This window comes from Janibacter alkaliphilus, assembly GCF_013408565.1.
Lineage (GTDB): Bacteria > Actinomycetota > Actinomycetes > Actinomycetales > Dermatophilaceae > Janibacter > Janibacter alkaliphilus.
In genome coordinates this window covers 1,310,276-1,326,140 of record NZ_JACBZX010000001.1, presented here as the reverse complement: position 1 = coordinate 1,326,140, position 15,865 = coordinate 1,310,276, and the positions used below count along the sequence as shown (strand labels likewise).

The 15,865-nt window shown below is 73.5% G+C and carries 14 protein-coding genes; 5 read left to right on the top strand and 9 right to left on the bottom strand.

All coding sequences use genetic code 11. The features are described from left to right. Positions 1-378: 378 nt before the first annotated feature. Both BJY28_RS06460 and BJY28_RS06455 read left to right on the top strand, forming a co-directional pair. Entirely contained in the window at positions 379-1,371 is a 993-nt protein-coding gene (locus BJY28_RS06460; RefSeq protein WP_179462277.1) for an NAD(P)-dependent oxidoreductase, read from the top strand. Continuing rightward, complete coding sequence (locus tag BJY28_RS06455; RefSeq protein ID WP_179462276.1) at positions 1,368-2,075, top strand: hypothetical protein; 708 nt, start codon at positions 1,368-1,370, stop codon at positions 2,073-2,075. The genes BJY28_RS06460 and BJY28_RS06455 overlap by 4 nt, the downstream gene beginning before the upstream one ends. Positions 2,076-2,085: 10 nt before the next feature. On the opposite strand, the gene egtD is transcribed toward BJY28_RS06455, so the two are convergent. The 7 genes from egtD to BJY28_RS06420 all read right to left on the bottom strand — a co-directional run bounded on the left by egtD (position 2,086) and on the right by BJY28_RS06420 (position 8,603). After that, positions 2,086-3,072 carry an L-histidine N(alpha)-methyltransferase gene (egtD, locus tag BJY28_RS06450; RefSeq protein WP_179462275.1) on the bottom strand — a complete coding sequence of 329 codons (987 nt, stop codon included), beginning with the start codon at positions 3,070-3,072 and terminating at the stop codon, positions 2,086-2,088. Continuing rightward, positions 3,069-4,319: an ergothioneine biosynthesis protein EgtB gene (egtB, locus tag BJY28_RS06445; protein WP_179462274.1), complete on the bottom strand. Its 1,251-nt coding sequence runs from the start codon at positions 4,317-4,319 to the stop codon at positions 3,069-3,071. Before egtB ends, egtD begins: the two co-directional genes overlap by 4 nt. Positions 4,320-4,460: 141 nt before the next feature. Beyond that, positions 4,461-5,486, bottom strand: coding sequence for a CNNM domain-containing protein (locus BJY28_RS06440; protein WP_179462273.1), 1,026 nt, complete (start codon positions 5,484-5,486; stop codon positions 4,461-4,463). Beyond that, complete coding sequence (locus BJY28_RS06435; RefSeq protein WP_179462272.1) at positions 5,483-6,991, bottom strand: hemolysin family protein; 1,509 nt, start codon at positions 6,989-6,991, stop codon at positions 5,483-5,485. The genes BJY28_RS06440 and BJY28_RS06435 overlap by 4 nt, the downstream gene beginning before the upstream one ends. 239 nt (positions 6,992-7,230) lie before the next feature. After that, a complete protein-coding gene (locus BJY28_RS06430; RefSeq protein WP_179462271.1) occupies positions 7,231-7,740 on the bottom strand; it encodes an aminoacyl-tRNA deacylase in 510 nt (169 codons plus the stop codon). Beyond that, entirely contained in the window at positions 7,740-8,174 is a 435-nt protein-coding gene (locus BJY28_RS06425) for a hypothetical protein (RefSeq protein WP_179462270.1), read from the bottom strand. Before BJY28_RS06425 ends, BJY28_RS06430 begins: the two co-directional genes overlap by 1 nt. A gap of 51 nt (positions 8,175-8,225) precedes the next feature. Beyond that, positions 8,226-8,603 carry a hypothetical protein gene (locus tag BJY28_RS06420; RefSeq protein WP_179462269.1) on the bottom strand — a complete coding sequence of 126 codons (378 nt, stop codon included), beginning with the start codon at positions 8,601-8,603 and terminating at the stop codon, positions 8,226-8,228. A gap of 3 nt (positions 8,604-8,606) precedes the next feature. Here BJY28_RS06420 and BJY28_RS06415 point away from each other — a divergent pair, with 3 nt between their 5' ends. The 3 genes from BJY28_RS06415 to BJY28_RS16590 all read left to right on the top strand — a co-directional run bounded on the left by BJY28_RS06415 (position 8,607) and on the right by BJY28_RS16590 (position 12,794). Next, the gene (locus BJY28_RS06415) at positions 8,607-9,395 is read left to right on the top strand and encodes a thioesterase family protein (RefSeq protein WP_179462268.1); all 789 of its coding nucleotides are present in this window, start codon (positions 8,607-8,609) and stop codon (positions 9,393-9,395) included. A gap of 248 nt (positions 9,396-9,643) precedes the next feature. Beyond that, positions 9,644-9,838: a hypothetical protein gene (locus BJY28_RS06410; RefSeq protein WP_179462267.1), complete on the top strand. Its 195-nt coding sequence runs from the start codon at positions 9,644-9,646 to the stop codon at positions 9,836-9,838. 34 nt (positions 9,839-9,872) lie between these two features. Then, entirely contained in the window at positions 9,873-12,794 is a 2,922-nt protein-coding gene (locus BJY28_RS16590) for a helix-turn-helix transcriptional regulator (RefSeq protein ID WP_343036993.1), read from the top strand. 15 nt (positions 12,795-12,809) lie between these two features. On the opposite strand, the gene BJY28_RS06400 is transcribed toward BJY28_RS16590, so the two are convergent. Both BJY28_RS06400 and BJY28_RS06395 read right to left on the bottom strand, forming a co-directional pair. Next, positions 12,810-13,844 (bottom strand): intradiol ring-cleavage dioxygenase, encoded by a 1,035-nt coding sequence (locus BJY28_RS06400; protein ID WP_179462265.1) that lies wholly within the window; start codon positions 13,842-13,844, stop codon positions 12,810-12,812. Positions 13,845-13,946: 102 nt separating this feature from the next. Continuing rightward, positions 13,947-15,542: a DEAD/DEAH box helicase gene (locus BJY28_RS06395; protein ID WP_218875224.1), complete on the bottom strand. Its 1,596-nt coding sequence runs from the start codon at positions 15,540-15,542 to the stop codon at positions 13,947-13,949. Positions 15,543-15,865 lie beyond the last annotated feature (323 nt).

Genomic DNA, 15,865 nt, shown 5'->3' with positions numbered 1-15,865 from the left:
CGCCCATCGCCGCCATAGGGGTACTGTCCTTGGCCGTCCGGCGGCGGGTATCCGTAGCTCATCCGTCTCCCTCGGTCGTGTCTGTCGACGCGTCGCGGGTACGGGGTCGGCACCGGCCTCGGTATCCCCCTGAGCATCACGGACCCATCACAGGGCGCGCCATCGCGGGCCTCCCGAAGCAGCTGCCAGCCTCCAGGGCGCGGAGGTGCCTGACCGACATGACCGCGAGACGGGCCTGCTCCCCCTGAGACAGAAGTAGCGATTGTTTCTGTTGTTACAAAATCATATCGGTGTGATGTCATCCCGCGCGGTGCTCGTGATCGATCACCAGCACTCGACACCCTGTGCGCCACACCGCCACCGACGCCGGGAGCCTTCATGACTCGTATCGTCATGCTCAGCAGAGCAGGCCGGGAGAGCCTGCCGACGGACCTGCTGCACGACCTGGAGCGTGAGCACGACCTCACGGTCCTCCAACGGCGAGATGCCCCGACCCCGCACGAGACGATCCGGATCCTGGCCGATGCCGACGTCCTCGCGACCACCAACGTCACGCTGCCACCACTGACACCGATGACGCTCGCGCGCCTTCCTCGGCTGCGCGAGGTGGTGCTCTACGCGACCGGCTACGAGCACGTGGACCTCCCGCTCCTGCGCTCGCACGGGGTCTCCCTGACCACCCTCCCGGAGTACGCGACCAGAGCGGTTGCCGAGCATGCGCTGGCGCTGCTGCTGTCTCAGACGACCCGGCTGCACCTGGCGAACGACAAGGCACGAGGACTCGCACCGGACGACGTCTCGCTCCGCGGCACCGAGCTGCACTCATCGACGGTCGCGGTGGTCGGCGTGGGCCGGATCGGCAGCGAGGTGGCGCGCCTGCTGCAGGCTCTGGGCGTCTCGGTGATCGGTGTCGATCCGGACCCGGCCGCACAGCGCACGGCCCGCCTCAGCGGCATCCGGGTCGCCCCGCTGGAGCAGGCTCTGAGCGAGGCCGACCACGCTGTGGTCTGTGCCTCGACTATCCCCGGAGCGCCACCGGTCCTCGACGAGCGTGCTCTCTACTCGCTCCGTCGTGGGGCCTTCGTGTGCAACATCGGCCGACCGGCCCTCGTGAACCGTGACGTGATGCGGCAGCTGCTCCTGGACGGCCATGTCCGGGGCTATGCGGTCGACGACATCGTCGCTTCGAGCAATGACCCGCTCGACGAGCTGCTGATCACAGAGGGTCGGCTGCTGCAGACGGCGCACAGCGCATGGTGGCGGGACGAGGTGCTGCACCGAGGCGCTCGCATGTTCGGGGAGGCCATCCAGGCCGCTGCGGACGCGGCACCGCAGAGCGTGACCATTCGCACGGCAGGAGCTGCCCGGTGAGCCCGGCGGTGGCTCGGGCGCGGCGTGCCACCTTGATCTCGCTCCTGGCCCTGGCCCTGGTGGCCCCGGTGCTGCTTGCTGCCGCACGGTGGCCCAGCTACTGGGAGTGGGTCGCGCCCGAGCTGACACCCATGACCTGGCTGCAGACGGTGCTTCTCGTCCTGGCCGCTGCGGCATGTCTTCTGATCGTCCTGCTGGCCTCGCTCCACGGTCACGGCCGCGCTGACCGCGCCACGTGGTGGTTCCTGGCTGCCGGATTCGGCTATCTCGCGATCGACGACCGGTTCGCCCTGCACGAGCGGGTTCGAGACTCCGTCCTGGCCCCGCGGGGGATCGGCATCCCTGGCTTGTCCTGGTTGGCCCCCGGTGACATCCAGATGGTCCTCATGGGGCTGGTGGGCCTTGCCCTGCTTCCGGTGATCCTGCGTGCCTTCGGGAGCGACCGCGCAGCACGGACCCTGCTCCTCCTCGGCGGCGTGGCGGCAGCCTGCTCGATCGGCATCGACACCATCGACCCCGCCTCGCTGACCGTGACCGCCGAGCGGCTGCAGCAGAGCCTTGAGGAGTGCGTCGAGCTGCTGGCTGTGTGCCTGCTGCTGGCCGCGACCAGCTTCCGTCTGCTCGGGCTGCTCGACTCTGTCGGGTCCGACCAGCCGGCGCAGGCCGTCGAGACGGGCGAACCCGTCGAGGCGATGAGCGGCTGATCGCACGGGCTCACGCGGTCGCGTCGACCGCAGCCCGGGCCAGCGTGAGCGAGAAGTCCTCGGCCTCGTCGGTCCACGACTCCACCGGGTCGAAGGCGTGCTGCGCCAGCGCGTCGCGAAGCTCGTCGAGACGGAACTTGCGCGAGATCTCGGTGCGCAGGTGGTCACCCTGTGCCAGGCGCCAGGTGCGACCCAGCCCGGGGAAGGTCGCCGCGACGTCTCGCCGCGCGACCAGCCGCATCTCGACCCGTGAGGCATCCTCATCCCAGACCGCCTGGTGCGCGAAGTCCTCGCGGCGCAGCCCCTCGGCCGCTGTCGTGCGCCGCACGACGTCGATGAGGTTGAGGTCGAAGTCGGCGGTCACCCCGGCCGCGTCGTCGTAGGCCGCCACGAGGCGGGCGGGATCCTTGACGAGGTCGGCGCCCAGCAGCAGATGGTCTCCGGGGCTCAGCGCGGATCGGACCCGATCGAGGAACGCGGCACGCTCCGCCTCCTCGAAGTTGCCGATCGTCCCGCCGAGGAAGAGCAGCAACCGCCGACCGGGCTCGCCGGCGAGCGGCGGCAGGTCGTGGAAGTCGGACACCGCCGGCTCCACGGTCAGCATCGGGTACTCCCGGCGCAGCTCCTCGGCCGACTCCAGCAGCACCTCGCGGCTGATGTCCAGCGGCGCGAAGAGCAGCCCCTCGCCGTCGGACCCCGCACCATCATCGGCCCCCGTGCCCGCCGCGGATGTCAGGGCGTCGAGCAGCACCCGGGTCTTGGTGGACATCCCCGCGCCCAGCTCGTGCACGCTCGTGGCACCGCTGACCCGGACGATCTCCGGGCTGCGGGCGGCCAGGATCTCCGCCTCGGCCCGGGTGGGGTAGTACTCCGGCAGCCGGGTGATGTCGTCGAAGAGGCGGCTGCCGCGCTCGTCGTAGAACCAGCGCGGCGGCAGCCGCGGCGGGTCCCGCCACAGCCCCTCACGCAGGTCCGCCTCCAGCTCGGCCCGGCTCACCGGGCGAGCCGCAGCCCGGAGAAGGCCCAGCGCGAGGCGGCCGGGAAGAAGTTGCGGTAGGTGACCCGCGCGTGGCTGGCCGGGGTGATCGCCGCGGCGCCGCGCAGCACGTGCTGGTCGTTCATGAACTTGCCGTTGTACTCCCCGACCGCACCTTCGGCGATCTCGAAGCCCGGGTAGGGCAGGTAGGCGCTGGCCGTCCACTCCCACACCTCGCCGAGGGTGACCTCGCCCGCCACGCCTGGGTGGCAGCGCTCCGGGTCGAGCAGCCCCCCGTGCACCTCGTGGCCGCTGCTGGCGTGCGCCTCCCACTCCTGCTCGGTCGGCAGCCGGTGCCCGGCCCAGCGGGCGAAGGCGTCCGCCTCGAGGAAGGAGACGTGGCAGACCGGCTCGGCCGCGACCAGCGGACGCCGACCGGACAGGGTGAAGGTGGTCCACCCGTCGTCCTCGTCGTGCCGCCAGTAGGCCGGGGCGCTCCACCCGTGCTGCTGCACCGCGGCCCACCCGTCGCTCAGCCACAGCTCGGGCCGCCGGTAGCCGCCGTCGGCGACGAACTCCAGCCACTCCGCGTTGGTCACCTGGCGGGCGGCGACGTCGACGTCCTCGAGCCAGGTGCGGTGCCGGGGGCGCTCGTTGTCGTAGGCGAAGCCGGCGCCGGCGTCCCCGATCTCGGTGAGCCCGCCGGGCAGGTGCGTCCAGCGCAGCGGCACTGGAGCAGCGTCCGGGTCGAGGTCGGACGCACGCTCGACGTAGACCGGCTGGACGACGTTGCCGGAGAGCAGGTGCTTGAGGTCCATGAGCAGCAGCTCCTGGTGCTGCTCCTCGTGGTGGCAGCCGAGCTCGACGAGGGCCAGCGCGTCCTCGTCGAGGGTGCCGGCGGCGAGCCGGTCGGCGACCTGGGTCTCGACGTCCTCGCGGTAGGCGGCCACCTCGGCGACCCCGGGCCGGGTCACCTGGCCGCGGGCGTGCCGCGGGTGCCGCTCGCCGACCGCCTCGTAGTAGCTGTTGAAGAGGAAGCGGAAGGCGGGGTCCCGCGGCCGGTAGCCGGGATCGGCGGCGAGGACGAACTCCTCGAAGAACCACGTGGTGTGCGCCCGGTGCCACTTCGCCGGGCTCGCCTCGGTCATCGACTGCGGGGTCTGGTCCTCCGGGCTGAGGTCCCGGGTGAGCCGGTCGGTACGGGCGCGCACCTCACGGAAGCGGTCCAGCAGGGTGGCGGTGGCAGGGCGTGGGGAGACGGCGGTCATGGTGTCCTCCGTGCGACGCGGTCCGACGGAACCGCGCCGGGCTACGAGGGGTGAGCTTCGGACAGGTCCGACGCTACGCCCTTCCCCTGACAACGCCACCACTCGGGAGGCGCTGCCTCCGGCAGTCCCACGTCGTCGGGCTCAGCCGGCCGGCTCGGCCTCGGCGCCCATGCCCAGCGGCAGCACCCGCCGCATCATGTCGGCGATCGTCACCACGCCGGCCGGGACCCCGTCGTGGCAGACCACGACGAGCTGCTCGCTGGCCTCGCGGCTGCGCGCGAGCGCCTCGTAGACCGGGGTGCTGGACTCCATGATCATCGCCGGCCGCACCACCTCGGCCAGGCCGGCCTCGTCGTCCTGCAGCAGCGTGTCCCGCACGTGCACCACCTGCAGCCGCTCACCACCGCTGACGAGGATGCGCATGTGCCCGGTGCGCGCAGCGGCTGCCTGCACGTCCCGGACGACGGCGTCCTGCGACACCGCGGTCAGCTCGTCGTTGTCGCCGACGAGATCGCCGATGGTCATCTGCTCGAGCTCGAGAACCCCGGCGATCGGCGAGCCGACCCCTTCCTCCAGGGCGCCGGCCGACGCGGAGTGCTCGACGAGGTGACGGATGGTGTCGACGTCCTGGCCGCCGACGGCCGCCCGGTCCACCGGGGTGACCCCGCTGGCCGAGACCAGCCGGTTGGCCATCCGGTTGACGAAGGAGAGCAGCGGACGCACGCACCAGATGAAGGCCCGGGCCGGCAGCGCGACGAGCTTCGCCGCGGTCTCGGGGCGGGCGATCGCCCACGACTTCGGGGCCATCTCGCCGACGACGAGGTGCAGGAAGGTGACCAGCAGCAGCGACAGCAGGAAGGAGGCGGTCGAGGCGATGCCGCCAGGGATGCCCCAGTCGGTGAGCACCGGGCCGAGCCAGTGGTCCACGGCCGGCTTGGTCACCGCACCGAGGGCGAAGGTGCACGCGGTGATCCCGAGCTGGGCCCCGGCGAGCATGACGGTCAGCTCGTTCACCCCGTGCAGCGCGGCGCGGGCGGCGCGGCTGGTCTCGGCCTCGGCCTCCAGCCGGTGCCGGCGGGCGCCGAGCAGCGCGAACTCGATGATGACGAAGAACGCGCTGAGCACGATGAGCAGCACGGTCACGAGGATGACGACAGGGGCGCTCATCGGGTCTCCTCCTCGGTCTGCTCGGGCTGCACTGCCTCGTCGGGCTCCTCGGTCTCGTCGGGCGGATCGGTTGGCTCGGTCTCGTCGGGCGGATCGGTTGGCTCGGTCTCGTCGGGGGCATCGCGCTCGCCGTCACGATCGTCCGCGACGGACTCGCCGACGACCTCCTCCAGGTGCACCCGCAGCCGCTCCGGCACGTGCCGGGCGACCTCGAGGACCTCGACGGTCAGGGTGCGGCGCACCGGCTCGTCCAGGGAGAAGTCCCGCGGGTCGATCGGCAGCTCGACGGTCACGCTCTCCCCGACCTCGGGCAGCTCGCCGTGGCTGGCGATGACCAGACCGGCCAGGGTCTCGTAGTCGCCCTCGGGCAGGGCGTGGCCGATCATCCGCTCACCCTCGTCGACCGGCAGGGAGCCCGGCACCTGCCAGGTGCTCTCCCCTTCGCTCTGCACGGTCGGCTCCGGCTCGTCGTGCTCGTCGGTGATCTCGCCGATGACCTCTTCGGCGAGGTCCTCCATCGTCAGCACCCCGGCGAAGCCGCCGTACTCGTCGACCACGCAGGCGAGCTCGCGCCGCGAGGTGGTCAGCTCCTGCAGCGCGGTCGGCAGCGGCATGAGGGTGGGCACGACGACCGGCTCGCGCATCAGCTGCTCGACCACGGCCTCGGCGGGCAGGTCGGTGCGCAGCAGGTCCATGAGGTGCACGACACCGACCGGCTCGTCCGCGTCGGAGACGACCGGGTAGCGGGTGTGCTCGCTGGCCATGTGCTCGCGCAGCTCGGCCAGCGTGGTGCTGGTGCGCACCGCGCCCACCTGCGAGCGCGGGATCATCGCGTGCTCGACGTCCCGCTCGGGGAAGTCGAGGATCCGGTCGATGAGCACCGACAGGTCGTCCGGCAGGTCGCCGCTCTCCCGGGAGTCGGCGACGATCCGCTCCAGGTCCTCGGCGGTGGCCGTGGAGTCGACGTCGTGCACCGGCTCGATCCGCACCAGCCGCAGCAGCCCGTTGGCGGCCTTGTCGAAGAAGACGATGAGCCAGCCGAAGACGGTGAGGTAGGCGGTGGTGGAGCGGGCCAGGCGGCGGGCGAGGGGCTCGGGGTTCGCGATGGCCAGGTTCTTCGGGTAGAGCTCGCCGAAGATCATCTGCACGACGGTGGCCAGCAGCAGCGCCGTCACGGTGCCGATGCTGATGCTCACCGCGGCCGGGACGCCGGCGCCGTCCAGCAGGGTGCCCAGGCCCTCGCCGATGAGCGGCTCGGCGACGTAGCCGATGAGCAGGCCGGTCACGGTGATCCCGAGCTGGGCGCCGGAGAGCATGAAGGAGGTGCGGCGGGTGACGTCCAGCGCCCGCTGCGCGGCCGCGTCACCGGCCTGCGCCTTGGCGGCCAGGCGTGCCCGGTCCACCGACATGTAGGCGAACTCCTGGGCGACGAAGTACCCGTTCGCGGCGATGATCGCGAGGATGAGGACGACGCCGAGCAGCAGGCCGAGGATCGCGCCGGTCATCGGGCGCTCACCGCGGGTCGGTCGGTCTCCGGGCGGCCGGGGTCGGGGCGGCCGGTGCCGGGACGGTGACGGTCGGTCGGGGGACGACTGTCGCCCGGGTCGTCGGGCGACCCGGGCGTGGTGGACGCGGTGTCCATCGGGGTGGGCACTCTCCTGAGGTGGCGTGCAGGGGTGGTCAGGAGCGCACCACGGTAGCCGCCGAGCCTGACCGTGGGCTGTGAGGGGCGGGCGGGTCGGCGTCACAGCGGCCGGGTGACCTCGGCGACCTGTGCGTCCAGCGCGTCCAGGGCCGCCGCGACGGGCACGGTGGCGGCCACCCCGTGGCCGCCGGCACCGATCGAGATCTGCCGGTCGGCGGGCTCGCGCAGCGAGGCGTCGGCGATCACCGGCCAGGCGGTGGTGGCGCCGAAGGGGGTGATCGTCCCCCGCTCGTAGCCGGTCACCGCGTAGGCGGTGGCCGCGTCCGGCATGGACAGCCGGCTCACCCCGAGCAGGGCGCGCAGCGAGGGCCAGTCGATCTGCCGGTCGCCGGGCACGAGCACGAAGAGGTGGTCGTCCTCGCCGCGGCGGACCACCAGCGTCTTGACGATGTCCGCCGGGCGCACCCCGCGGGCGGCGGCCGCCTCCTCCAGCGAGCCGACCCGGCCGTGCCGGGTGATGGTGTGCGGCACCTCGAGCTCGGCCAGGGCGCGGGCGGCCCGCTGCTCCGGCTCGTCCGCTGGTGCGCCCGGGGACGTCTCGGCGGGCATCAGGCGGGCCGGGCCACCGGCTCGCCGCGCAGCGTGCGGTAGGCGTAGGCGGTGCTCAGCGAGACGACCGGGCCGACGACGACCGCGCCGACACCGAGGGTGCAGCAGACGACGACGATGCTCAGTACGAGGACCAGCAGCAGCCAGACGATCACCGGCCCGAGGTTGTCGGTGACCATCCGGGCGCTGCCGGAGATCGCCTCGCCGAAGCCGGCGCCACCGGCGACCACCTGCGAGCTGGAGAAGATCATCAGCACGGCGACGACGACACCGGGGACGATGCACAGCAGCAGGCCGACGCTGGTCATCAGGCCGACGACCACCGCTACCGCGACACCGATGAGCACGTCATAACCGCGGAACATCGTCGACATCGAGGCGCCCCGGCCGTCGACGACGTCGAAGGCCATCCGCAGCAGCCCGAGGTTGAGCACCGACGCGACGACGGCGCCGAGCAGGTTGAAGATGCTGGAGACCCAGGAGATCTACAACGCCGCGGTGAAGGACGGCTCCTCCACCGCGGTCGTCGAGGTCAGCTCGTCGAAGCCGCCGTCCAGGACGGCCCCGACCAGCGACAGCCCGCCGGCGACCACCATGATGACGAGGGTCACCACGAGGAAGGGCACGAGGTTCTTGACGAAGGGGGAGAACCCGTACCGCAGCGCCTCGGCCTCGTCGAAGGGGCGCGGCGCGACCGGACCGCCGGGTCCGGGCCCCCCGGGCCCGGCGGTGGCGGCGGGGCGCCTCCTCCCACGGGTCCGTGCGGCGGCTGAGACGGCGGCGGCATGCTCACGGGGAGCAGCAAACCACTCCCCCGGCCCGGGGCGGAAGCGGGTGCGCCCGTCGACCGTGGAAGGATCCACGACATGCCCCTTCACGAGATGCTGCACGCCGCCGCGACCGGCACGGTCCACGTCGAGGACGGGTGGGGGCAGGGCCGGGCCACCTACGGCGGGCTGGTCGCCGGGATGCTCGTCGCCGCGGCGCGGAAGCCGGTCGCCGACGCGCCGCTGCGCTCGGTCACGGTGAGCTTCGTGGCGCCGGTCACCCCCGGTGACGCCGACGTCGAGACCACGGTGCTGCGCGCCGGGTCGCGGGCCACCCAGGTGCAGGCCGTGCTGCGCCAGGAGGGGCAGGCCGCAGCGGTGGCGCTGGCCAGCTACGGCGCCCCGCGCGAGTCCGCGCTCGTGGTGCCCGTGCGGGACTCCCTGCCGCAGCTGCCCGCCCCGGAGAGCGTCGAGGCGATGCCGCACGTCCCCGGGATGACCCCGGACTTCTTCGCGCACGTCGACCTGCGGGTCACCGAGGGTGGGTGGCCCTTCAGCGGGTCGGCGACCGCGGACCTCTCCGGCTGGATGCGCTTCCGGGAGGCGCCGCCCACCTTCGGCGAGGCCGAGATGACGGCGCTAGTTGACGCCTGGCCGCCGACGGTGCTGCAGATGCTCACCGAGCCGCGCCCGTCGAGCACCCTCACCTGGACGCTGGAGCTCATCGAGGACCTCTCGGCGCTCGCCCCCGCCCCGGACACGTGGTGGGCCTACCGGGTGACGACCGACCACAGCGCCGACGGCTACGCCCGCACCCACGCCCACGTGTGGCACCCGGACGGCACGCTGGTGGCGATCAGCCGGCAGACGGTCGCCGTCTTCGGCTGACCCCTCCTCCCTCCCCCCTCACCCCCCTCTCACCACCGCAACTGCCTAGGCAGCTGCAGCCGCTCAGCCTGCAAGCGCAGCGTCTGGCAACAACCGCAGCGTCTGTGGGTTCCGGCGGTGCTGAGGCGCTACGTAGGGCACCGGATCTGAGGCACCAGGTAGGGCATCTGCCCGATCCGGTGGGGTACCTCAGACGCGCACCGTGGAGGTCATCAGCAGCACCGACCCAGGAGCCCACGATGAACCTCATGACCGACCCCACCGCCATCGCCTACCGCACCGCGCGGGACCGTGTCATCCGCGCCCCGCGGCCCCGGGAGCACCGGATCGCCCGCTGGCTGCGTCGCCCCTTCACCGACGGGACCGCCTCGGCCACGACCTCCGGGAGCAGCGCCCAGGCCCACAGCCTCGGCACCCGCCGCGCCGCCGCCCACGGCGGGTGAGCCGCCCCGGTTCCCCCACGGACGCTGGAGCCGGGTGCCAGGATCAGAGCATGCCGCTGGCCCCGCGCACCCACCCCCTGGCCGGTCGGGCCGACGAGCTCGAGCGGCTCCGGGATGCCTGCGGGCTTGCCGACGGCCAGCGCCGGGCAGGGTGCTCGTCAACGGCGATGCCGGGATCGGCAAGTCCCGGCTCGTCGCCGAGGTGGCCCACGAGGCCGCCTCGGCGGGCCATCGCGTGGTCAGCGGTCACTGCATCGCCCTCTCCGGAGCCGCCCAGCCGTGGTCTCCGGTCGTCGAGATCGTCGAACAGCTCGAGCACGAGGCACCCGAGGCGGTGGCCGACGCGGCCGCCTCCCACCCAGACCTGGACGCGCTGCGCAGCGGACGGGCGAAGGGGGTCGACGCCGCCGACCCGGGACAGGTGGCCCGAGCGGTGCACGCCCTGCTCACCACCGTCGGCGAGGAACGGCCGCTGCTCGTCGTCGTCGAGGACATCCACTGGGCGGACTCCAGCTCGCGCGAGCTGCTGACGCTGCTGCTCACCCGCGGCTTCCGCACCCCGGTGACCGTCGTGGTGACCTGCCGCAGCGACGACCTGCACCGGCGCCACCCGGCGCAGGACGCGTTGGCCGAGTGGCACCGGCTACCGCTGGTGGCCACCCTCGACCTGCGGCCGCTGGCCGCGGAGCCGATGCACGCGCTGATCCGTGACCTGGCCGGCACCCCAGACGCGGGGGCGCGCCAGCAGGTCGTGGAGCGCGCCGACGGCAACCCCTTCTTCGCCGAGCAGCTGGTCCTCGGCGGCGGTGACGGCGGCGACCTCTCCCGGCTGCTGCGCCGCCGGCTGGAGCGTCTCGACGACCCGGCCCGCCAGGTGATCCGGGCCGCTGCGGTGGCCGGACGAGCGGTGCAGCACGACCTGCTGGCCCAGGTCACCGGGCTCGACGACGACGCGCTCGACGCAGCGCTCGACCAGGCGATCGAGCAGCACATCCTCGTGCCGGACACCCGGGAGAGCTACGGCTTCCGGCACGCGCTGCTCGGCGAGACGGTCTCCGACGACCTGCTGCCGGGCGCACGCCGGCGGCTGCACCGGGCGTGGCTGACCGCCCTCGACGGCCGCCCGGGAGTCTCGGCCGACATCGCCCGGCACGCCGCCGCGGTCGGTGACCTGACCACTGCGGCCGATGCCGCGGTGGCCGCGGCGCAGGCGGCGGAGGCCGTCGGCGGGACCCGGGAGGCGCTGCAGCTCTACGAGGACGCCCTCGGCTGGATCGAGGACGACCCCGGCCGTCGCGGTCGCGTGGCCCTGGCCGCCGCGCACGCCGCCGAGCTCGCCGGCGACCAGCAGCGCTCTCGTGACCTGCTGGAGGAGGTGCTCGCCGAGCTGGACCCGCAGCAGCACCCGGTGGAGCGGGCCCTGGTGCTCTCCGAGATGGCGGTGTGGCTGACCATCCTCGACCTCCCGGAGGACCCTGGTCCGTTGTCGCAGGAGGCGGTCCGCCTGGTCGCCGGACGCGAGGACGACGACGCGCTGCAGGTGATGCATGCTCGGCTGCAGACCCTGGCCTCGCTCAAGGAGCACGACGCGGCCTACCAGGTGGCCGACGAGATCATCGCGCTCGCCGAGCGGCTCGGGCGGCCCGAGACCCGGGCGGAGGTCGTCGTCGACCGGGCCCGGATCCTCTCCTGGCGCGAGCCCGAGCGGTCCTACGCCGGTCTCACCGAGGCGCTGGAGGACCCCGCCCTGCCGCTGACCGGTCGGCTGCGGGCGCGGCTGCGCCTAGGTCTGATCGACCGGGGCGCCGGACGCCTCGTCGCCGCCTACGAGCAGCTTCTCGACGGGGTGCGCACCGCCGACGCCCTGCACCGGCCCTACGGCCCGTACGGCATGGAGGTCCGGCTGCACGGCGGACGCACCGCGATGGAGCTCGGGCGGTGGGACGAGGCCGAGCAGCTGCTGGCTCCCCCGGACGACCTGCCGCAGCCCACCCGCGGGTTCTTCGAGGCCGCCACGGCCGAGCTGAGCGCCTACCGCGGCGAGGACGTCCCGCTCGACCTGCTCGACGAAGCCCGAGCGTGGTGGCCGCACGACGCCCTGCTGGCCGTCGGCTGCGTCGCGGCGATGACCGAGCTGCTCGGACGGGCCGGCGAGGTGGACCGGCTCATCGACTGGGTGCGCTACGGCCTGGAGGTGGTCGACGCCTCCTGGCCGTCGGCCACCCAGGCCTTCGTCCGGCTGGGTGCGCTGGCCACCGGCCAGGGCGCCGACCTGCTGGCCCGGGGCGCGCTCACCGAGCCCGACCTGCTGCGGCCGATGGTCGAGGACTGGGTGCGGCGGGCCGACGCGCTGGACGCCGCCGACGAGCTCGTCGGCGGCGAGTCACGGGCCTGGCGCGCGCGGCTGCAGGCCGAGCAGCACCGCTTCCTCGCGGCAGCCGGCGAGGACGTCGACGCGGCGGACGTCGTGCGCCGGTGGGAGGCGTCGGTCGCCGCCTTCGACGCGCTGCCGCACGTCCCGGAGGCGGCCCGGTCCCGGGTACGGCTGGCGGTGGCGCTGGTGCACGCGGGACGCGCCGCGGAGGCGGAGCCGGTCGCCGATGAGGCACGCCGCACCGCGGAGCGGCTGGGTGCCCGTCCGCTGATCGCCGAGCTCGACGCGCTGCGAGCGTCCGTCGAGCAGGCAGAGTCCGCGGCGCACGCCGGAGACGACCCGGGCACCGAGCCGGAGGACGACTCTCTTGCAGCACACCCCGCAGCGACCCCGCTCACCCCGCGGGAGAGCGAGGTGCTGGCGCTGGTCGCCCAGGGCCGCACCAACGGCCAGGTCGCGGACGAGCTGTTCATCTCGCGGAAGACGGTCAGCGTGCACGTCTCCAACGTGCTGGCCAAGCTCGGCGCGGCGACCCGTGGTGAGGCCGCCGCGCTGGCCCGGGAGGCCGGGCTGCTGCCCTGACCCCCTTCGCCCTGCTCAGCTCGACGAGGTGGCGCTGGAGCTCGACCCGCCCGGAGCCTCGCCGCTCGGCGGCTCACCGCCCGACGGGGGCTCCCCGCCGCCCGACGGCGGCTCGCCCCCACCGCCGCTCATGCCGCCGCCACCGGCCTCGGTCTCGGTGTCGACGGGAGCGGTGAGCTTCACGGTGTAGCCGCTGCCGACGTCGCCGGAGACGGCCGCCATCTGGCTGGACCCGCCGTCGTCACCGAAGACCCCGTCGGTGGCCAGCGTGAGGCTGGAGAGGTTGGACACCGACTGCTCGTAGCCGTCGGTGGCGTACACGGTGTCGCAGGTGGCCTTGGGCAGCGCCACCTGCGAGGTGGCGATGGCGTTGGTGCTGTCGGTGATGCTCGCCTCGTCGGGGTACACCTCGAAGTGGATGTGCGGCCAGCGCCCGGAGTAGCAGGCCGGGAAGATGCTCGTGAAGCTCACCTCCCCGTCGGCGTCGGCGATCTGCACGCCGCGCAGGTAGTTCTCCTCGGCGATCTCGTCGGAGTACATCGAGTAGAGGCCGGCCCGGTCGCAGTGCCACACGTAGACGGCCGCGCCCTCCATGCCGGCGCCGTCGGCCTGCATGTCGAGGATGGTCAGCTCGAGGGTCATCGGGATGCCCTCGGCGGTGCCGGAGGCGTCGCCGAAGCTGCTGGTGATGTCCTGGCGGACCACCCCGGACTCCTCGAGCACGTCCGCGCCGTTGCTGCCGTCGCCCGGGTAGGGGCCGGCGGTCTCCTCGGGGATCTCGGTGAGGTCGCCGGAGCTGCTGCTGGAGCTGGCGTTGCTGCTCGCGGTGCTCGAGCCGCTGGTGCTCGAGCTGCTCGAGGAGCTGTCGGTCGCGCTCGCCCCGCAGGCCGCCAGGGTAGCCGCGCCGGCGCCGAGGCCGAAGACCTTCAGAGCCCGGCGCCGGTCCAGCAGCGTGGTGATGTCGAAGGGGAGCCCCTGGTCCTCGAGGTCCTCCTCGGGGCGGTCCAGGGGTCGACCCTGGTAGGTGGGGGTGGTGTCGCGACGGCGCATGGCAGGTGCTCCTCGGGTCGGGTCTTCGTCGGTACGACCCCGACGCTAGGGAGCCTGCGCATGACCCGACCCAGCGCAGCCTGTGCGCCTGCTGTGCACCCGTCAGCGGCGCGGGCCGCCCGAGCTGGAGGAGGAGAAGGCGACCACGGAGCCGCCGCGGGAGGCGCCGGACCGGCCTGCGCCCGAACGCGATCCGCCAGAGCGACCGCCGGATCGGCGCGAGCCGCCGCCCGGACCCTGGCCGCCGCGGCGCGAGCCAGCCTGGCCGGAGTCGCCACGACCGGAGCCGCCCTGGCCACGGCGCTGGCCGCCACCCTGGCCGCCCTTCGTGCCGCCGCTGCCGCGACCGCCCTGTCCACGACCGCCCTGGCCGCGTCCCGAGCCGCCGGAACGGCCCTGGCCGCCCTTCGACCCGCCACGACCACCGGAGCCCTGGCCGCCCTTCGCGCCACCACGACCGCCGCCCTGGGCGGGGATCTCGGGGACGAAGGCCCCCGGGTAGCTGCGCTCGCCCGGCGCCAGCTCGCTGAGCAGCGGGTCGCCGGCGCCGACCGTCGTGGTGGTCGGCTTGATCCCGGCCTTGCGCATGAGGGTGCGCACGTCGCTGCGCTGGTCCTGGGTCATCAGGGTGATCACGGTGCCCTCGCTGCCGGCGCGGGCGGTGCGCCCGGAGCGGTGCAGGTAGGCCTTGTGCTCGACCGGCGGGTCGGCGTGGATGACCAGCGCGACGTCGTCGACGTGGATGCCGCGGGCGGCGATGTCGGTGGCCACGAGGGTGCTGGCGGTGCCGCCGTGGAAGGCCTCCATGGTTCGGGTGCGGGCGCCCTGGCTGAGGTTGCCGTGCAGCTCGACCGAGGGCACGCCCTGAGCGTTCAGCTGCTTGGCGAGCTTCTTCGCGCGGTGCTTGGTGCGGGTGAAGACGACGGTGCGCCCGGGCGCGGCGACGAGGTCGACGAGGACCTTCAGGTGGCTGTCCGGGGTGACCGCCAGCACGTGGTGGTCCATCGTCGAGACCGGGGACTGCGCCGAGTCGGCCTCGTGGGTGACCGGCTGGTGCAGGTAGCGCTTGACGAGCACGTCGACCCCGGCGTCCAGGGTGGCGCTGAAGAGCATCCGCTGGCTGCCGCGCGGGGTCTTGTCGAGGATGCGCTTGACGCCAGGGAGGAAGCCGAGGTCGGCCATGTGGTCGGCCTCGTCGAGGATGGTGACCTCGATGTCGTCGAGGCTGACGTGCCCCTGACCCATGAGGTCCTCCAGCCGGCCGGGGCAGGCGATGACGACGTCGACGCCGCGGCGGATCGCGTCGACCTGCGGGCCCTGGCCGACGCCGCCGAAGACGGTGCGGCTGGTCAGCCGGGTGCCCTCGGCGAGGGTGGCGAAGGAGGCCTCGATCTGGGCGACGAGCTCGCGGGTCGGGGCGAGGATGAGCGCGCGCGGGCGGCGGCTGGCGGGCTTGCGGCCCTGCTCGGTGAGCCGGGTGACCAGCGGCAGCAGGAAGGCGTAGGTCTTGCCGGAGCCGGTGCGGCCGCGGCCGAGCACGTCCTTGCCGGCGAGCGCGTCCGGGAGGGTGGCCGCCTGGATCGGGGTGGGGGTCGTGATCCCCTGTGCCGCAAGGGCGTCGGCGAAGGGGGCGGGCACGCCGAGGGCGGCGAAGGTCGAGGTGGTGGCGTCCGTGCCGGACGCAGCGGTGGTGGTCATGCGGGTGGTGCTCCACATCTGTGGTGGTGGTCGTCCTGCCCGGCGCGGCAGGGGGCCGCGGCGCATCGGCGAATCGACACCGGCCGCGAGCGCGGCCTGCAGAAGACTCTGCGGGAGAGGCTCGTCGGTGAGCGCTCCCGACACCGGTCCGGCTCGCCGTCGTGGTCCGCGGTGCGGGTGACGGGCGAGGGGTCCCGGTGGGGCCCGCAGCAGAACTGGGCGGGCCGCGCCCCATCCTAGTGACCGGTGCGTGCCGGCGACGAACCGGGTTGCGCCACGGCGCGGTCCACACCCTTCGCCCGCTCCGCCGTGCCCTTCCCCGT

Coding starts and splice junctions, on each gene's coding strand:
- BJY28_RS06460 (WP_179462277.1), top strand. CDS start 379: ATGACTCGTATCGTCATGCTCAGCAGAGCAGGCCGGGAGAGCCTGCCG.
- egtB (WP_179462274.1), bottom strand. CDS start 4,319: ATGACCGCCGTCTCCCCACGCCCTGCCACCGCCACCCTGCTGGACCGC.
- BJY28_RS06440 (WP_179462273.1), bottom strand. CDS start 5,486: ATGAGCGCCCCTGTCGTCATCCTCGTGACCGTGCTGCTCATCGTGCTC.
- BJY28_RS06435 (WP_179462272.1), bottom strand. CDS start 6,991: ATGACCGGCGCGATCCTCGGCCTGCTGCTCGGCGTCGTCCTCATCCTC.
- BJY28_RS06430 (WP_179462271.1), bottom strand. CDS start 7,740: ATGCCCGCCGAGACGTCCCCGGGCGCACCAGCGGACGAGCCGGAGCAG.
- BJY28_RS06415 (WP_179462268.1), top strand. CDS start 8,607: ATGCCCCTTCACGAGATGCTGCACGCCGCCGCGACCGGCACGGTCCAC.
- BJY28_RS06410 (WP_179462267.1), top strand. CDS start 9,644: ATGACCGACCCCACCGCCATCGCCTACCGCACCGCGCGGGACCGTGTC.
- BJY28_RS06400 (WP_179462265.1), bottom strand. CDS start 13,844: ATGCGCCGTCGCGACACCACCCCCACCTACCAGGGTCGACCCCTGGAC.
- BJY28_RS06395 (WP_218875224.1), bottom strand. CDS start 15,542: ATGACCACCACCGCTGCGTCCGGCACGGACGCCACCACCTCGACCTTC.